12 protein-coding genes and 2 pseudogenes are annotated in these 14,749 nt (G+C 70.0%); 10 read left to right on the forward strand and 4 right to left on the reverse strand.

The features are described from left to right. Positions 1–82: 82 nt before the first annotated feature. Positions 83–1,993: a 5'-methylthioadenosine/S-adenosylhomocysteine nucleosidase family protein gene (locus BN6_RS10110; RefSeq protein WP_158509365.1), complete on the reverse strand. Its 1,911-nt coding sequence runs from the start codon at positions 1,991–1,993 to the stop codon at positions 83–85. Positions 1,994–2,088: 95 nt separating this feature from the next. On the opposite strand from BN6_RS10110, the gene BN6_RS10115 reads away from it, so the two are divergent. From BN6_RS10115 to BN6_RS10140, 6 genes are all read left to right on the forward strand, one after another. Continuing rightward, entirely contained in the window at positions 2,089–2,829 is a 741-nt protein-coding gene (locus tag BN6_RS10115; RefSeq protein ID WP_015099500.1) for an NUDIX hydrolase, read from the forward strand. Between the two features lie 95 nt (positions 2,830–2,924). Beyond that, positions 2,925–3,593 (forward strand): NUDIX domain-containing protein, encoded by a 669-nt coding sequence (locus BN6_RS10120; RefSeq protein ID WP_015099501.1) that lies wholly within the window; start codon positions 2,925–2,927, stop codon positions 3,591–3,593. Between the two features lie 142 nt (positions 3,594–3,735). Further along, positions 3,736–4,941 carry an OmpA family protein gene (locus BN6_RS41730; RefSeq protein WP_015099502.1) on the forward strand — a complete coding sequence of 402 codons (1,206 nt, stop codon included), beginning with the start codon at positions 3,736–3,738 and terminating at the stop codon, positions 4,939–4,941. Positions 4,942–5,147: 206 nt separating this feature from the next. Further along, a complete protein-coding gene (locus BN6_RS10130) occupies positions 5,148–6,407 on the forward strand; it encodes a hypothetical protein (protein WP_148302803.1) in 1,260 nt (419 codons plus the stop codon). Next, positions 6,407–7,171, forward strand: coding sequence for a vWA domain-containing protein (locus tag BN6_RS10135; RefSeq protein ID WP_015099504.1), 765 nt, complete (start codon positions 6,407–6,409; stop codon positions 7,169–7,171). Before BN6_RS10130 ends, BN6_RS10135 begins: the two co-directional genes overlap by 1 nt. A gap of 25 nt (positions 7,172–7,196) precedes the next feature. Next, a complete protein-coding gene (locus BN6_RS10140) occupies positions 7,197–8,939 on the forward strand; it encodes an SIR2 family protein (protein WP_015099505.1) in 1,743 nt (580 codons plus the stop codon). Between the two features lie 117 nt (positions 8,940–9,056). On the opposite strand, the gene BN6_RS10145 is transcribed toward BN6_RS10140, so the two are convergent. The 3 genes and pseudogenes from BN6_RS10145 to BN6_RS10150 all read right to left on the reverse strand — a co-directional run bounded on the left by BN6_RS10145 (position 9,057) and on the right by BN6_RS10150 (position 10,686). Continuing rightward, complete coding sequence (locus BN6_RS10145) at positions 9,057–9,284, reverse strand: IS3 family transposase (RefSeq protein ID WP_015099506.1); 228 nt, start codon at positions 9,282–9,284, stop codon at positions 9,057–9,059. A 23-nt stretch (positions 9,285–9,307) separates the two neighbouring features. After that, positions 9,308–9,628, reverse strand: a pseudogene (locus BN6_RS48510) (transposase); the annotation flags it as partial. Further along, positions 9,619–10,686 carry an IS630 family transposase gene (locus tag BN6_RS10150; RefSeq protein ID WP_197540253.1) on the reverse strand — a complete coding sequence of 356 codons (1,068 nt, stop codon included), beginning with the start codon at positions 10,684–10,686 and terminating at the stop codon, positions 9,619–9,621. The gene BN6_RS10150 and the pseudogene BN6_RS48510, both read right to left, overlap by 10 nt. Positions 10,687–10,750: 64 nt before the next feature. On the opposite strand from BN6_RS10150, the pseudogene BN6_RS50130 reads away from it, so the two are divergent. The 4 genes and pseudogenes from BN6_RS50130 to BN6_RS10165 form a co-directional block, all read left to right on the forward strand. After that, positions 10,751–10,900, forward strand: a pseudogene (locus tag BN6_RS50130) (hypothetical protein); the annotation flags it as partial. A 507-nt stretch (positions 10,901–11,407) separates the two neighbouring features. Then, the gene (locus BN6_RS10155) at positions 11,408–11,959 is read left to right on the forward strand and encodes an RNA polymerase sigma factor (RefSeq protein WP_015099509.1); all 552 of its coding nucleotides are present in this window, start codon (positions 11,408–11,410) and stop codon (positions 11,957–11,959) included. Positions 11,960–12,477: 518 nt separating this feature from the next. Beyond that, positions 12,478–13,950, forward strand: a complete 1,473-nt coding sequence (locus BN6_RS10160; protein WP_041316434.1) for a hypothetical protein — start codon at positions 12,478–12,480, stop codon at positions 13,948–13,950. Further along, the gene (locus BN6_RS10165) at positions 13,947–14,744 is read left to right on the forward strand and encodes a hypothetical protein (protein ID WP_015099511.1); all 798 of its coding nucleotides are present in this window, start codon (positions 13,947–13,949) and stop codon (positions 14,742–14,744) included. Before BN6_RS10160 ends, BN6_RS10165 begins: the two co-directional genes overlap by 4 nt. The last annotated feature ends 5 nt before the right edge of the window (positions 14,745–14,749 follow it).

A 14,749-nucleotide genomic window follows, 5' to 3' on the forward strand; every position in this document is an offset into this window, starting at 1 on the left:
CCCCGACTGCCGCGATCGGGACACCGCAGTGCACTCCCTTGCCGTCGCCGGCAATCGTCCCTTCCGTCGACCGGCCGAGGTTTTAGCAGCGGTGGCCGACGGTGATCGCGCCGACCCGGACCAGGTGGAGGACGAAACCCGCCGCATTGGCCGCCGCGACGACGTGGTGGGAGTCGTCCTTGGTGCCGTCGGCCCAGTCGCAGATCGACTTGATCAGGATGCTCTCGACCCCGGCCCACCGCGTCACGGCGTAGAAGGCGGCGCCTTCCATGTCGGCGCCGATGGCGTCCGGGTAGCGCTCCCGCAGGTCCGTCACCACGAGCTCGGAGTTGACGAGCTTATTCCACGACAGTATCTCGCCGAACCGGACTCGAAGACCGGACTGGCGCTGCCACTGGCGTTGCGCGGCGATCGCGGCGGTGTGCAGGACGGGGGAGGGCGCCACGCGCTCGCTGCGGTCCTGGCGCACGACCCGGCCGTCAACGTCGGTCAGCTTGGCGTGGTCGAGGTCGCGGATGACTGCGGACACCAGCACGTCGCCCAGTTCCTGTTCGACGGGCTTGAGGCCGTAGCAGATGCCGGTGATGATCGCGCAGTGCGGCTTGAGGTCGCGGATGACGTCGGCGGCGACCTGGGACACCGTCGACGCGCCGACCCCGCCCGCTGTCGGCACCTGGATGAGGAACACCTCGGTGTCGGCGATCTCGCCGAGCCGGACGGTCGGTACCCGGCCGCGGCGGAAGTCCGGCGTGGACTCGTTGTCGGTGTAGCGGTCGAACGAGTCGATGACCGCGTCCCGTTCTTCGGGGGTGACGGTGACGACGAGGAGGCGTGTGCTCATCGGGGTCCTTCCGTTGGTGCGGCGGATGTGGTCGAGGTAGCGTCGGTGTCGCCGGTATGCGACGAACGAGACCAGCAGGAGCAGCGGTAGCAGGGGGCTGAGCAGCCAGCCGATGACGGCGGCGAAGCCGCTCACCGCCTCGGTGCCGGGCGGTTGGCGCCAGACGAGTTGGTAGGCGGTCCAGATCAACGCGTCCCAGTACTCGGTCGGGGCGTTCGCGCACGGCCGGTCGAGGCAGGCCGCCCGTTCCTGCCCGGAGACGAGCAGCGCGAGGCCGAGCACGACGATCACGTTGGCCCACAGGTAGAGCCGGACGAACGCGAGCGGCGGGTTGGGCACGCGTGGGGCGTCGTCCGGGTGCTGATCGAACCGCGCGACCGAGAAGTCCGCGCCGTCGCCCCATGTCGTGCCGGGGTGTCGGGCGGTGATCAGGTCCTGGGCCCGCGTGGTGGTGACGCCGTCGTGCAGGCACACCAGCGACTCGGTCACCCGCACGTTGTCCGCGGCTGTGCCTTGTTGCCTACCGGTGGCGGTCAACTCGGTGGTCAGCAGGTGCCGCAGGCGTTCCCGGACCCGGTCGAACAGCTCGTCGACGCGCTGGTCGTTTCCCTGGTGGAACAACGTCATCGTCCAGTGCGTCCCGGACAGCAGGCTCAACCGGGTGGCGTCCGGGCCGGGTGCGCGGCGCGGCAGTAGCGCGAGCACCAAAGGGGCGGTGAGCAGCACGGCGACGTGCACCATCGTGAACAGGACCGGGACGAGCGCCACCAAGCCGGTACCCGGGATCAGGGCCAGGGCGGTCGCGGTGAGGAGCGCCAGGGTCGGGGGAGTGCCGAGCACGACGGCGCCCCAGTTCCGGTCCACCCGGTCGACCACCGCGTGGGCGAGGCCCCGCCAGCGGGGTGCCGGGGTGCGGCTGAGCGGAGGTTCCAGAAGTGCGAACCCGTCGTGGCCCTGCCGGATCAGCCGGCCGTCGCGGGACGCGGCGTACAACCCGACGGCCAGCGGCGCGCGGTCGCGGACGAGGCCGCGCGAGGTCCGGGGGCGCACCGCGGCCCGCGCCCGGCGGCCGTGCTCGGCGGCGAGGACGGTGCGCGCGGCGCGGGCGCTCTCGCGCCAGGTGAGCCCTCGATCGGGGGTCGAAGTGGGCACGGGCACCTCCATTGATCGGTCCACTTTTTGTGGAAGCGACAATATGGAGGACCTCGCTTTGTGTCAATGGTACATTTATGGTGTATCGTCGGCCGATGATCCGCGCGCAACGTCCGTCGCACCAGGTCTGGAAGCTCACCGCGGACCTGGTGATCTTCACTATCCGGACGCCGGACCTGCTGCCCGGTGGCTCGCCCACGACCGCGCGCGAGCTGTGCATCCTGCTGGTCACCCGCGGCAACGACCCGTACCGCGGCGCCTGGGCGCTGCCGGGGGGCTTCGTCCGGCAGGGGGAGTCCCTGGGGGACGCTGCGGTCCGTGAGTTGCACGAGGAGACCGGCATCCGGGGGGGCGCGCTGCCGCTGGAGCAGGTGAAGACGTACTCCGAGCCTGGGCGCGACCCGCGCGGCCCGATCGCCACCTGCGCGTTCCTTGCGATCGCGCCCGACCTGGCCGACGCCGAGGCGGGCACGGACGCGGCGAGCGCGGCCTGGGTCCCGGTGCGCCGCGTGCTGGACGGGCTGGACTTGGCGTTCGACCACGCCGAGATCGTCCGCGACGCGCTGGCGCTCGCCCGCGCGAAGCTCCGGTTCACCACGATCGCCACGTCGTTCTGCGGGCCGCGGTTTACGATCAAGCAGCTGCGCGAGGTCTACGAGACGGTGTGGGGCGTCAAGCTGGACGGCCCCAACTTCCACCGCAAGGTCGCCGACGATACCGGTTTCATCGTGCCGACCGGGGAAAACGAGAAGACCAGCGGTCGCCCCGCGGCCCTGTACCGCGCGGGCGACGCGGTCATGCTGGACCGGCCGATCCTACCGTCGACCCCCCTCTGACCGTCCTCTTCGGACGGCACGAAACCCTTGCGCCGCCTGGGTGACACCCGTGCGCACCCCTTGATGTAGTTCTGACAAAAAGCTACCTTTCCGATGTGACCACGACTCTGCCGGCCCGGTTGCGCACCGGGCTCACCGTTGATATCGCCTTGTTCACCGTCCATGACCGCCGCCTGCACGTCCTCGCCATCCGGCGCGGCAAACCCCCGTACCGCGGCGCGGTCGCGCTGCCCGGCGGGTTCGTAGAAAAGGGGGAGGCGGTGATCGGCGCCGCGCTGCGCGAGCTGGGTGAGGAGGCCGGGCTCGCGGTGCCCGCCGCCGACCTGGAGCGGGTCGGCGTGTACGGGGCGCGCGGGCGGGACCCGCGCGGGTGGATGATCAGCGTCGCGTTCGCCGGATACGTGCCCGAAGCGGTTGCGGCCCGTGCTGGCAGCGACGCCCGCGCCGTCGAGTGGGTCCCGGTCGACGTGCTGCGGTCGCCCGGGACCGAGGTGGCCTTCGACCACCGTGCGATCGTCCGCGACGCCGTCACGACCTTCCGCGACCGGCTCCAGTACACCGCGGTGGCGTTGGACTTCCTCCCGTCAGAGTTCACTTTGGACGAACTGCGCGGCGTCTACGAGGCGGTGTGGGGCAGGCCGTTGGGCGCGCGCGGATTCGCCGACGCAGTCCTGGGCGCGGGGGGTTTCGTGGAGCGGCACGGTGCGGTGTACCGGCGGGGGGCGAGCGCCGTGCTGGTGCCGCCGATCGCCCGACGGCGCTGATCCTGGTGTCTGTTTGACATAAACTGCGCGGACTGGCTAGGGTCCTGTTAACCCAAAGTGGGTTTTCCCATAGTGCGTACGCGCACAACCGAGACCATCGTTCCGGTCCCGTCCGAGTTCGAGCTCACGTTTGCGAGTGCACATGAATGCGATGTTCGCGCGGTTCCTGTCGTCCCTGTTACCCGGACTGCTGGTGCTCACCGGGTGCGCCTCGTCGGAGGCCGACGCCCCGACGGGCGCGGTCGCTGCGGAGGAGTGCGAGCGGCTGGCTGCGGTGACCCCGGACCAGGCCGCAGGCACCACCGTCCTGGTGCCGGACAACACGGCCTCCCATCGGGCGACCGGGTTCTCGGCCGTGGTCACCGCCGCCCTCGTCGAGGCCCAGGGGCGTGGTGACCGGCTGCTGGTCATGCCGGTCGACGGCGCCGGCGCACCACCCCGGGTGGCGCGCACAATTGCCCTCGAACCGGCGCCGGGGGACGACTCGCCCGCCGCCGCGCAGGCCCGCAAGGGCGTGGTGACGTGCGTCGCGACCTGGGCGCGCGACGACCTCGCCCGGCCCACCGCCGGGGGCAGTGCCGTCCTCGACATCATCAACGCCGCCGCGCTAGAGCGGCCCGCCAAGGTGATCGTGCTATCCGATGGGATCGCCAACGTCGGCCAGTTCGACCTCGACGTGCTGGGCTTCGGCGCTCCCGGCGACCGCGTGGCCCAACGGCTGGCAGACGCCGATGCCTTCGCGCCGCAGCTGTCGGGGATCTCACTGCTGTGGAACGGCTTGGGCGCCACGGTGCCGCCGCTGCCGCAGCCCGTGCGGGCCGATTTGGAGCGCATCTGGACGGCGGTGCTGACCAAGGCGGGCGCCACGGCGACCTTCGACAGTACGTCCGGCGCCGCCCTGGACCCGCTGCCCGACCTGCCCGCCGACCCGGTGACCGTGCCCGAGGTCGAGTCCGTCGCGTTGCCGTGCGACGGCACGGAGATCATTATCCCCGGCGTGCTGCTGTTCGCGGGCGAGAGCACGGTCCTGGAACCCGGCGCGGACGAGGTTCTGGGCGAGATAGCCCGACAATTGCGGGCGCGGGCGGGCGCGCGGGCCCGCGTCGACGGCCACGCCGCCGCCTACGGTGACGACTCTGGCCGCGTCGTGAAGTCGCGCCTGCGGGCTGAGGCGGTGAAGACGAAGCTGGTGGAGTTCGGCGTGGCGGGCTCCCGGCTGACCACGGAGGGCTGGGGCTCGACCGCGCCACTGGTCGACGAGTTCCCCGGCCGCACGCACGACGAGGCGGCGGCTGCGCGCAACCGCCGCGTCACGGTCGTCATCACGGAAGCGGGGTGCGACCGATGAACCGGGTCCTGTCCACGGTCTTGTTCTTGCTGGGGTTGCCGGCCGGTCTGCTGGCGCGGCACGAGGAGGGGAGGATCCGGCAAGGTCTGCGCCGCTGGCACAAGCGGCGTACCGGTGCGGACGTCAGGTCCACCGCCGCGGAGCCGGAATCGGAACCTGGGACGGGGTCGGGCGGCGGATCGGCCAGCGGCGTGCTTCAAGGTGAGATGCCGGCTGTGCTGGGCGTGATCCAGACTCACGCCGCGCACGACCGGGACGCCGCGAAGAAGTTGCGACGCTTGCAGGACGCGGTGACCGACCGCGCCCACGCGGCCGTCCGCGTCTGGGAACGCCTTGAGGACGTCGAGGCGGAACCCCGGTGGGAATTGCGCCGTGAGGCGCTGGCCGCGCGGAAGACAGCCGTGCGGCCGGAGGACGGAGAGCGCGCGGAGAGAGATGCATCGGGCGAGTACTTCGATGCGAACCAGCCCGGTATCGACCCCCGGAAGCTGCTCTACGCCGAGTTGCTGTTCGTGGTGGTGGAGGTGTTCTTCTGGTACGGGCTGTTCAGCTACGGGTACGGCAGCAAGTACGGGCCGCTCAGCCCGGAGCGCGTCGGTGCCGTGCTGCTGGGGCTGGTGATCCCGGTGGTAGGTGTCGTGGTGGCGCGGGTGGTCGGCTTCACCGGCCACCGGTGGCTGATGAACTACGAGGGCATCTCGCGGCGGCGACACCTCGGCGCGGTGCTCGGCGTGGTTGTGCTGGTGCTGGTGTGCCTGGCGATCTTCCAGCTCGTGCTGTTCCGGTTCGGCGCGGCGGGTGTGTTGGGCCCGAAGGTGCCGGCGTGGGCGATGGCGTTGCTGTTCGTGCTGTTCTTGGTGGCGGACACGGCGATGCGGCTGCTGCTGGTCTCGGAGGTCCGCGCCCAGTATGACCGGCAGGCCGGCGACTTCGACCGGCTGCGGCGGGCGGTCATCAAGGCCAACACCGAGCACACCACGGCGTGGACGGCGTTGCGCTCCCTGGTGCAGCAGCACCGCGACGAGGCCACGCGGGTGGAGGTGGTGGGCGCGCACCTCGTGTTCGAGGGGCGTGCCCGGTGGGACGACCCGGAGCGAACGGTCCGGCCGCGCCAGACGCGAAGACCGCACCAGGACAACCGGAACGGGGGCAGGCGCAGCGCGATGGCGCTGCCCGCCGACGAGCCGCTGCACCTGCTGGGCGAGGACCTGCCGCTGGGAACCATGCCGGTGCTCGCCGACGCGATCGACGTCCTGCGCCACTGGCCGCCGCTGGACCAGGACCAGTTGAGCGCCCGACTGAGGGACATGTGGCTGCGTGTGCAGGGCCGAGAGAGGCCGCAGGCCGGGGCACCCAGGCACAACGGGCATCCCGGGCCCACCAGTCGGCACCGGCCGGGCGACCCGACGGTCGAGTTCACCGTCGTCGATCCCGAGAACGACGATCCGCGCTGCGGGAGGTCCTGATGCGCGGGGTGCTCAGGCTGTCCGCCGACCTCGCCGCGTCTGCGACCTTCGCGCGATGGGGCCGCCGGAAGGTGCTGCCCGTACTGCTGGTCCTGCTGGCGCTGCTGTCGGGGTGGTACCAGTGGCGGCGGGAGAACCCGCCGTTGCCGTCGACGATCGAGGGCTACGCGCTGGTCGGCCCGCGCGGGCCCGCATGCCTGCGGATCGTGATCGGCCTGGACGTGTCGGGCTCGATGGACCAGTACGCCCATCCCCGTGACGAGGCGCTGAAGAGCCTGCTGCGGTGGGCGAAGGAGGGCTATTCGCTACGGGACGCGGACCGGGTCGCGGTCGTGGACTTCGCGCTGGGTGCGAGCGTCCGGTTGCCACCCCAGCCGGTGAAGTCGGACGTGCCCGCCCTCGCCGCCCCGGCGGTCGACACCGGGGACACCCGGGTGGAGCAGTTGCTCGACCGGGTGGCGGGTTTCCCCGACGACGGATGCGAGACGGCGCTGCTGCTGCTGTCGGACGGTATCGTCACCGACCTGCCGCCCACCCACGTCGAGGGGAACGCCATGCTCGCCGCGCATGGGATCCGCTCGGTTCACCTCCTCGTGCCCGGTGTGGATGTGAGCGTCCCGGACGAGTGGACGCGGGCGTTCCCGATCGCGCCGCCGATCACGTTCGACGGCGCCGACTCCGGCGCCACGTCGCTGGTGATCGGGTCGGTGGTGGCTGCCCTGACCGGCCAGCGATTCGTGCCGCTGAACACCCCGACCCCGTGACCGCCGACGGAAGTGGAGCGAACCGGTGCGTGACCTGGACTGGCTGATCGCGACCGCGCCGCGGGAGGTGACCGTGCTCAGCGGCGCGGGCACCTCTGTCGAGGGCCCGTCGTCCCTGCCAACCGGCTACGAGCTGACCGAGCGGGTCTTTACCGCGTACTTCCCGTCCGGCACCTTGGCGACGGTCCTGACCGCCCACGAGGAGTTGGGGTGGCTCGCGACCCCGCCGTGTCCGGACAGCCCGCCGGGCACCGACCTGAGACTGCCCAGGCTGGAGACAGTGCTCGGGGTGGTCGCCCGGGTCCACGGCGAGCAGGCGGTGGACGACAGCGTCGCCGACGTGGCTCACGCGGCGCCCAACCGCCTGCACCGCTTCCTGGCCCACCACCTGGCCCGGGGCGGTGGTCACCTGACGGCGAACTTCGACGAGTGCGTGGAGAAGGCGGGCGCTGCGCTCGGCCACCCGCCGAACCCGGACGGCGTGCTGCACTTCCACGGCGCCACCGGCCCGCGCGGCGGCGTCCTCGGTGTCACGCTGGCGCGCATCGAGAAGGGCTTCCCGCCCGACCTCGCCACCCGGTTTCTGGACGCGTTGCGCGCCCGCCCGGCGGTGCTGGTGCTGGGCTACAGCGGAAGCGACTTCTTCGACGTGGACGTGGTGGTGGTGAGCCTCCCCGCCGGCGCCTTGGCGGGGACGCGCGTGCTGTGGCTGCTGTACAGCGGACACCCGCCGCACTTCGTCACCTCCGATGAGGCGCTGCCACCGCTGGTGCGGGCACTGCGCCGGGCGGGCGCGCGCGTCGACGTGCTGTGCGGCCCGACCGAGGTGGTGCTGGACGTGCTGGGCCGGGGCTGGGGTTTCCCGCTGCTGGGCCACGCGGTGCCCCGTGATCCCAGTCCACCGACGTTCACCGTGGACGACTCACTGCGCGAGGTCGCCGCCCTGGAACTGTTTCTGGAGATCGGCCTGTTCAAGGAGGTCCGCGCACTGCTCTCCCCGCCACCGCCGAACGCACCCCGCACCCTGCTCCGCGCCGCGACCAGCGCCCTGCTGTGGGAACAGGGCCGCTGGAACGACCTGCGCGGGTTCTGGCGGCGGGTCCGCCCGGTCACCGATGCGGAACGCGTGCGCAGGGTGGAACGCATCGGCGCCACCTGGTGGGTCCAGGGCAGGCTGCTGCCCGCCTACCTGTGGCTGACCCACCACCGCCGCCGGGTCGCCGCCGCACTCGGCGACGAGCATGCCCTACTCCTGGCCGAAACCGAGGGCCGCGTACTCGAACACATGCTCCGCACCCCCGACCTGGCGTGGTTCGCCCGCACGCGGGCCAGGAACCTCCTAACGGTACTGGAAGAACCCGGCCAAACCGCTGGCGTCCACCCCTTCCGCACCCGCTCGGACCTCCGCAACAGCCTCGCCCACGCCGTCACCGGCTCCGCGCGCGACGGCCACGCGACCGTGTCGACCGAGTGGTTCTCCCAGGCCAGCAGCCTCCTGGCCTGGGTCACCTACCGCCACCGGGAGTTGCGCGACTCCTACGACCCGGGTTCACCGGACACCGTGCTGAGCACCCGCTACCGCGCCCTCCGCGCCCAGTACGAGACGATCGGCTCCCGCTCCGGCGCCCTGCGCACCATCCTGCTCCCCGGCGCGGAACGCGTCTTCACCACCTGCGAGGTCCTGCGCGATCTGTGGAAACTGCAACACGGCCCCTGGCACCGCATCCGGATCCTGGCGCGCCACGTGCACGCCAGGCGGTCTCGGTGAGTCAGGCTTCGAGTTGGCGAGGGCGGCGCGGATGGTGGGCAGTTCCCCGTCCTCGCCGTCGTGCTCGATGATATGGGGAGGATCGCGGTGAGCTTCCCCGATAACCCGAGGCAGTCGTTACCTGGATGCGGTCGGTGCCGCCGGGATGGTAGCTGGCCGGGTCTGAGCGGCGTGCCAAGCGGCTTCGTACTCATCCGAACCGAGCCAGCCGAGATTCTTCGGGATGCGCCCGGGGTTGTAGAACCCGTCGATATAGCGGAACAGCTCGGTCTCGGCTTCGTCGCGGGTGCGCCAGGACCGGCGGTAGACCAGCTCGATCTTCAACGAGGAGAAGGAAGTCTCCATCAGGGCGTTGATGCCCCTATGTCGATGATCTCCTTGCGGGTGGAGCCGCCGGCGGTACGGCGTGCCGCGTACTCCCGTGTGCGACGGTCGTGGATGAGCCTGTTGACCGCGATTGTCCACAGTGCACTATTGGTCGCGCGATCACCGCTGCGGTTGAGCCTGTGGCGCTGGGTCTTCCCGCTGGAGTGTTCGACAGGGCTTACGCCGCACAACGCCGCGAAGGCGGCCTCGCCGCCCAGATGTTCGGGATTGTCGCCCGCGGTGACGAGAAGTTGGGCGGCGCAGATCGGCCCGATGCCGGGCTGGGCGAGCAGTCGGGGAACGGTCTGGCGGGTTATTGAGCCGAAAGTGATCGGTTGCCTACATGGCGGCGTAGCGGACGTGCGGTGCCTGGAAGTAGCCGCGGACGATGTGCGGTTGGCGTTGGCGGCGTCGTAGGAAGCGTCGGGTCTCGTGGGCGAGCCGGTCGACGTTGTGGGCGCGGGGAGGCGTTGACGTTGCGTTTGAGGTCGGCGTTGAGCAGCTCGTCCGGGTTGAGTTCGGGGCTGTAGCCGGGCATGAGGTGCAGTTCGACCCGGTCGGTGTTGTCCTTCAGCCAGGCGCGGACGGCCTTGCTTCTGTGTACGGGGTGTCGGTCGGCGATGACGTGGATTTTCCTGCCGGCCTGGCGGGCGGTGCGGTCGAGGAACGTGGTGAACACCGGCGCTGTGAACCGCTCGGTGAACACGGTGAACCACAGCGCGCCGCGTGGACCGACGGCGGACATGACGTTGACACGCAGCCGTTTCCCGGTCACCCGCACGATCGGCGTGCGACCCTTCGGCGCCCACGAGCGGCCTGGCGGTGAGGCGTCGGAGCGCAGCCCGCACTGGTCGACCCACGCGATCGCCGCGCCCTCGGCCCTCGCACGTGCCTCGATCGCCGGATAGTCCTCATCCAGCCATGCCCGTACCGCGGCGGACTGCTGCTCGTAGGCCCGCCGGGCCGGGCGCCGCGGGGTGAAGCCGTGCCGGCGCAGCCACAACCCCACGCCCTGACCGGTCATGTTCACACCCACGACCAGTCGGATCAGCTCGACCACCGCCGGGCGGGTCCACAGCGGGCCGCCGATCAGCAACTCCTCCGGCGTGTAGTCGGCCATCGCCGCGAACAGGGTGCCCCGGTCCTCCGAGGTGATCAGTTCCGCGGGGCCGGGCCGTCCTTCGCGGGTCACCAGGCCGTCGCGACCCGCCCGCCGGTAGGCACGCCACCAGGTGCCCACCGAGCGCTCCGAGACCCCGAACACCTCCGCGGCCTGCCGATAGCCCTCGACCCGACCGGACTCCAACGCGGCAACGACCCGCAACCGCAGCACCTCACGCTCCGCGGGCGACAACCGGCGCGCACCCTCCACCTCGATCACGAGTGATCAACTTACAGGAAGGTGATCACTTTCGACTCAATATCAGTCGGCCACCGTCGCCGAACTTGCGGAAGAGCGGCGAAAGTTCTACGCCTCAATCACACGCGCCCGTGACGAGTTGCAGATCTTTTACTCCGGCTTTGTTCTCACCCGATGGGGGCGGCGAGTCGACGCCGGACCGAGTCGCTACCTCGAAGAGATCGAACTCGTATGAGCACGTATCGATCGGCTCGTCGACATCCTGCCGAGGTGGGCCGGGCAAGGGGAACGACGCTATGCGCTGGTCAAGCCTCCGGCTAGGCTTGGCGTCAGCGGTAGCGGCGTCGTGACGACCATCCTGTACGGCATCTCCATGCTGCCCCTCTGCAAGCGCCGCCCCTGGGCCGTGGGACCGCCTTCATTTCGCTGCTCTAACAATTGTAAACAAGTTTCACGTCATTGCACTGAACCTGCAGATCCGTGACGCCGCAGTATTGCGGAGTTGATGTGCCGGGCCCGGGGTGCTGTACGGCGGGTTCACTCTTTGGGGTATATATGCCTGTCTGGAGTCTGCTTACTTGCACTGCGCTGTTCGGGTGATCCTCGGCCGGATGCAGCCTCCCATGCAGCGGATCGAGGTGTTCGCGCACCTTTCACCGTCGGGTGTGGGACTACGGAGAGGGATGAGGGTGTCGGTGACGAGCGAACGATCCGAGTGGTCCTAGTGCACGAGGGCATGTTGGTGAACGGGGACGTAGGAGATCTCCCAGCGGGTGATGGCGAACTAGAGGAGGTCCCCCAGCCGCTCGACTACGAGCAGTTCATCCGGCAAAGGCGGTCCGAACTACTTCGGTACGTCAGGCGGGTCGCGGACAGCCCGGAGGAGGGCGAGGACGCGTTGCAGGACGCCCTGGTTGACGCATACCGGGAGTGGCAGGCGGTGTCCGTCATGGAGCGACCGCTGGGGTGGGTGCTTAGGGTTACCTCCCACAAGCTCTACCTCCTGCGCCGAGGACGGCGTCGTCCGCTGCACACATCGCCAGCCAGCGTCCGGGAAACCGTCGCTGACCCTTCCGAAGCGTTGGTCAAGAGCTCCGAGCTCTGGGACGCGGTACGGCAACTATCCCCGAGACTGCGTCAAGTCGTCACCATCCGGCACACCTTCGACCTGAGCGTGGGAGAGATCGCCGTCTGTCTTGATCTCAAGGAGTCGGCCGTGCGAGGTCACCTGGCGCGTGCCTATGCCCAGTTGCGAGACCTGCTGCCACCTGTGCAACAGGACGACGTGCCATGAATCCCGAGGAGCTGTTTCGTCACGAACGTCAAGCCGATACGTCCCCGGCGGACGATCTCGCCGTGCGGCGGTGGATGAACCAGGTGGAGGCGGAGCAGCGCCGCCGCTCGACAACTCGCGGCGCGGACGACGAGGCACATGCCGAGGTGAAGCGGTTCGCACATGCCGAGCGTGCATTGGCCGAAGGACGTCGTGCGGAGGGCCGCGGAGACCTCGTCGAAGCCGCCGCGCAGTTGACGTTGGCGGCGGAAGAAGGCGTCGGCGATGCGGTCCTCCGTTTGGCCGGTGTGCTGACCCGCTCGGAGCGTTACGCCGATGCGCTGGAGTGGTGTGCGCTCGCGGAAGCCGAGGGGTTCGAAGAGGCCGCCGACCTCGCGGCGCGGTGCCGGGCCGCCCTCGGCCTGCCCGCGCCCACCAGAACGGACAGGTCCGGCCCGACGGAGCCAGCACCACCCCCGCCGCAGACGGAGCCGAAGCGCGGCGCCGGACGCGGCCTCCGCCCCACGGCCAGCGCGGACCTGGGCCTGACCCGCAGGCTGAAGGCCTTGGCCTGCACCGTTCCGCTGCACGAGTTGGACTACCACAAGGCCAAGCTCGACTGGGTCGACGCGTCGATCTACCAGATGGCGGAGATCGCCATGCACACCATCGACCACATCACCATCGCGATGGATTTCGACACCGGAGCTGTCCACGACGCCGTCCGGGAGCGGGTAGTGCCCTTTGTGGCGGCCCAGGCCCCTGGCCGGAGCCCTGACGAACACCGACGTGTGGCGCGCTGGGTCCTGGAGAAGCTGATCAACGTCGGCACCGTCGACCGGGTATTCCGGCACGCCTACGGCGAGATCGACGTGAACGGCGAGTATCAGCGGCGCACGTTCGACTTCAAGCTGGTGCGCGAGGTACCGGGAGCCCGCGGCGAGATCTACCTTCGGACCACCGACGAGGCGATCAACGTGCTCGTCGGCGCGCTCGACACCGACGTCGCGTCCGCGCAGGTGGCCGCTGAGGTGAAGCTGGACAACTTGATCAACCGCGGTCAGCTGGCCGACGCGCGGGTCGCCGCGGAGCAGGCGCGCTACCGCACCGTCCAGTACGGCGAGATGTTGCGGCACAAGCTCGACGCCACGCGCCGGGATGTGCGCGTCGTGGACTGGGAGCACGAGCTGCCCGACATGCTCGACAAAGCGCTCGCCCACATCGAGGAGCGGTTCAAGGTCGAGCACGCCATCCTGCGCAACATCACCGACGCGCGCGACGGGTCCGACGACCCCGACCACAAGCGCCGGGCCGCCGAACTGGTCGACATCGTGGCGGATTGCATCCGTAGGCACACCCAGTTGCAGAGTCGTCTGCAGTCCGCGCGTGCCGTGTTCCGTGAGGAACAGGACCGCCAACATTTCTCCGGCCCGCCGCAGCGGGCGGCACTGGACCTGCACGGCCAACTGCTGAAACCCATGTTGGACCTGCCCATCACCGACGCGGTGGGCCCGTTGGAGCAATTCTTCCGCGCCGCCTCCGGCATCGAGAGCCCGGACATCCCATCGCTGCCCTCACTGGTGTCCATGCTGCTGCGGCCGGTGGCCGACCGCGACCGCACGGCTGGCCCCGTGGTCAACCCCGCGATCGACGAGGCTCCGGACGACAGGCGGTTCACCGATGAACACCGGCGCATGGCCGATACCCTGCTCGAACTGACCGGCCGCGTCCGCCCGCTCAGCGCGGTGCTGCGGGAGGCCGCTGATTTCGATGACGATCTGCCCGTGCTCGTTGCCTTGCGCGCTACCAACGCCTACAGCCCGGCTATTGGCGCGGCGGTCAAGCACGGCCGGGACAAGGTGTTGCTTGCGGTCGCCGCTGGTTATTCCGTCGAACCGTCGTTCGCCGACGTGGCGGGCGACGATCTCTTGCTCACCACTGCCGAAGTGGTCGACTTGCCCTCCGACGCGCCTGTCGAAGACGTCGTCGCCGCCCACGAGGAGTCCGCGTGAACCGGCTCGACACGACCGACACCGAACAAGCGGCCCGGCTGGTTGCCTTGGGCCTGCGGCGCAAGCACGTGCCCGACCGTGACGTTACCTACCGCGAACTGGTGCGCCGCTACCAGTACGACGAGGTGTTCGCCGCCTCTGTCGACGCGATCGCGGTGGGCTTGGGGCTTCTCGTGCTCGACGTGACCTCGCGCAGCGGCATCGTGTTGGCGGCCGAACCCGGCTCGGTGTTCGAGATCAGGATGGAGGACTACGCGAGGCAGGCGAAGTTGCGTGAGCGGCGCGACACCGAGAAGGTCCTGCACGGGATCGCGCATCTCGCAGTTGCGGCGCTGTGCTTCCCCCGTTCGGACGACCTGGCCAACGACCAATATGTGGGCCGCGTCGCGGTCGACGCGGTCGACGCGGTCGTGCGGGAGACCTGCCGCGTGCTGGACGAGCGCGCGACCAAGGACTCCGGCAACGCCGACCCCTCCATCGACGAACCGGAACTCGAACGCGCCTGGCGCGCCTACCTCAGACGCCCGGAGGTCGCGGCTACCAAGGACAGCAGGCACAACAGCGACACCACCCGGGGCATGGTGAGCCGAGCGCTCAAATGGCTCGCCGACCGCGGGCTCCTGCAAGCCGTGGGTGAAGAAGCTGACGAGGTGTTCCGCACCACCAGCCGCTACCAGGTCCACGTCCGCCAACTTGCTTCGCAGGCGGCGTTCCGTGAACTGCTGAACTTGGGCGTCGTGCCACCGCTCACCACGGGGGGACTGGTCACCGCCGCCACCCCTGAGACGATCTGAACCGA

This window comes from Saccharothrix espanaensis DSM 44229, from assembly GCF_000328705.1.
Classification (GTDB): domain Bacteria; phylum Actinomycetota; class Actinomycetes; order Mycobacteriales; family Pseudonocardiaceae; genus Actinosynnema; species Actinosynnema espanaense.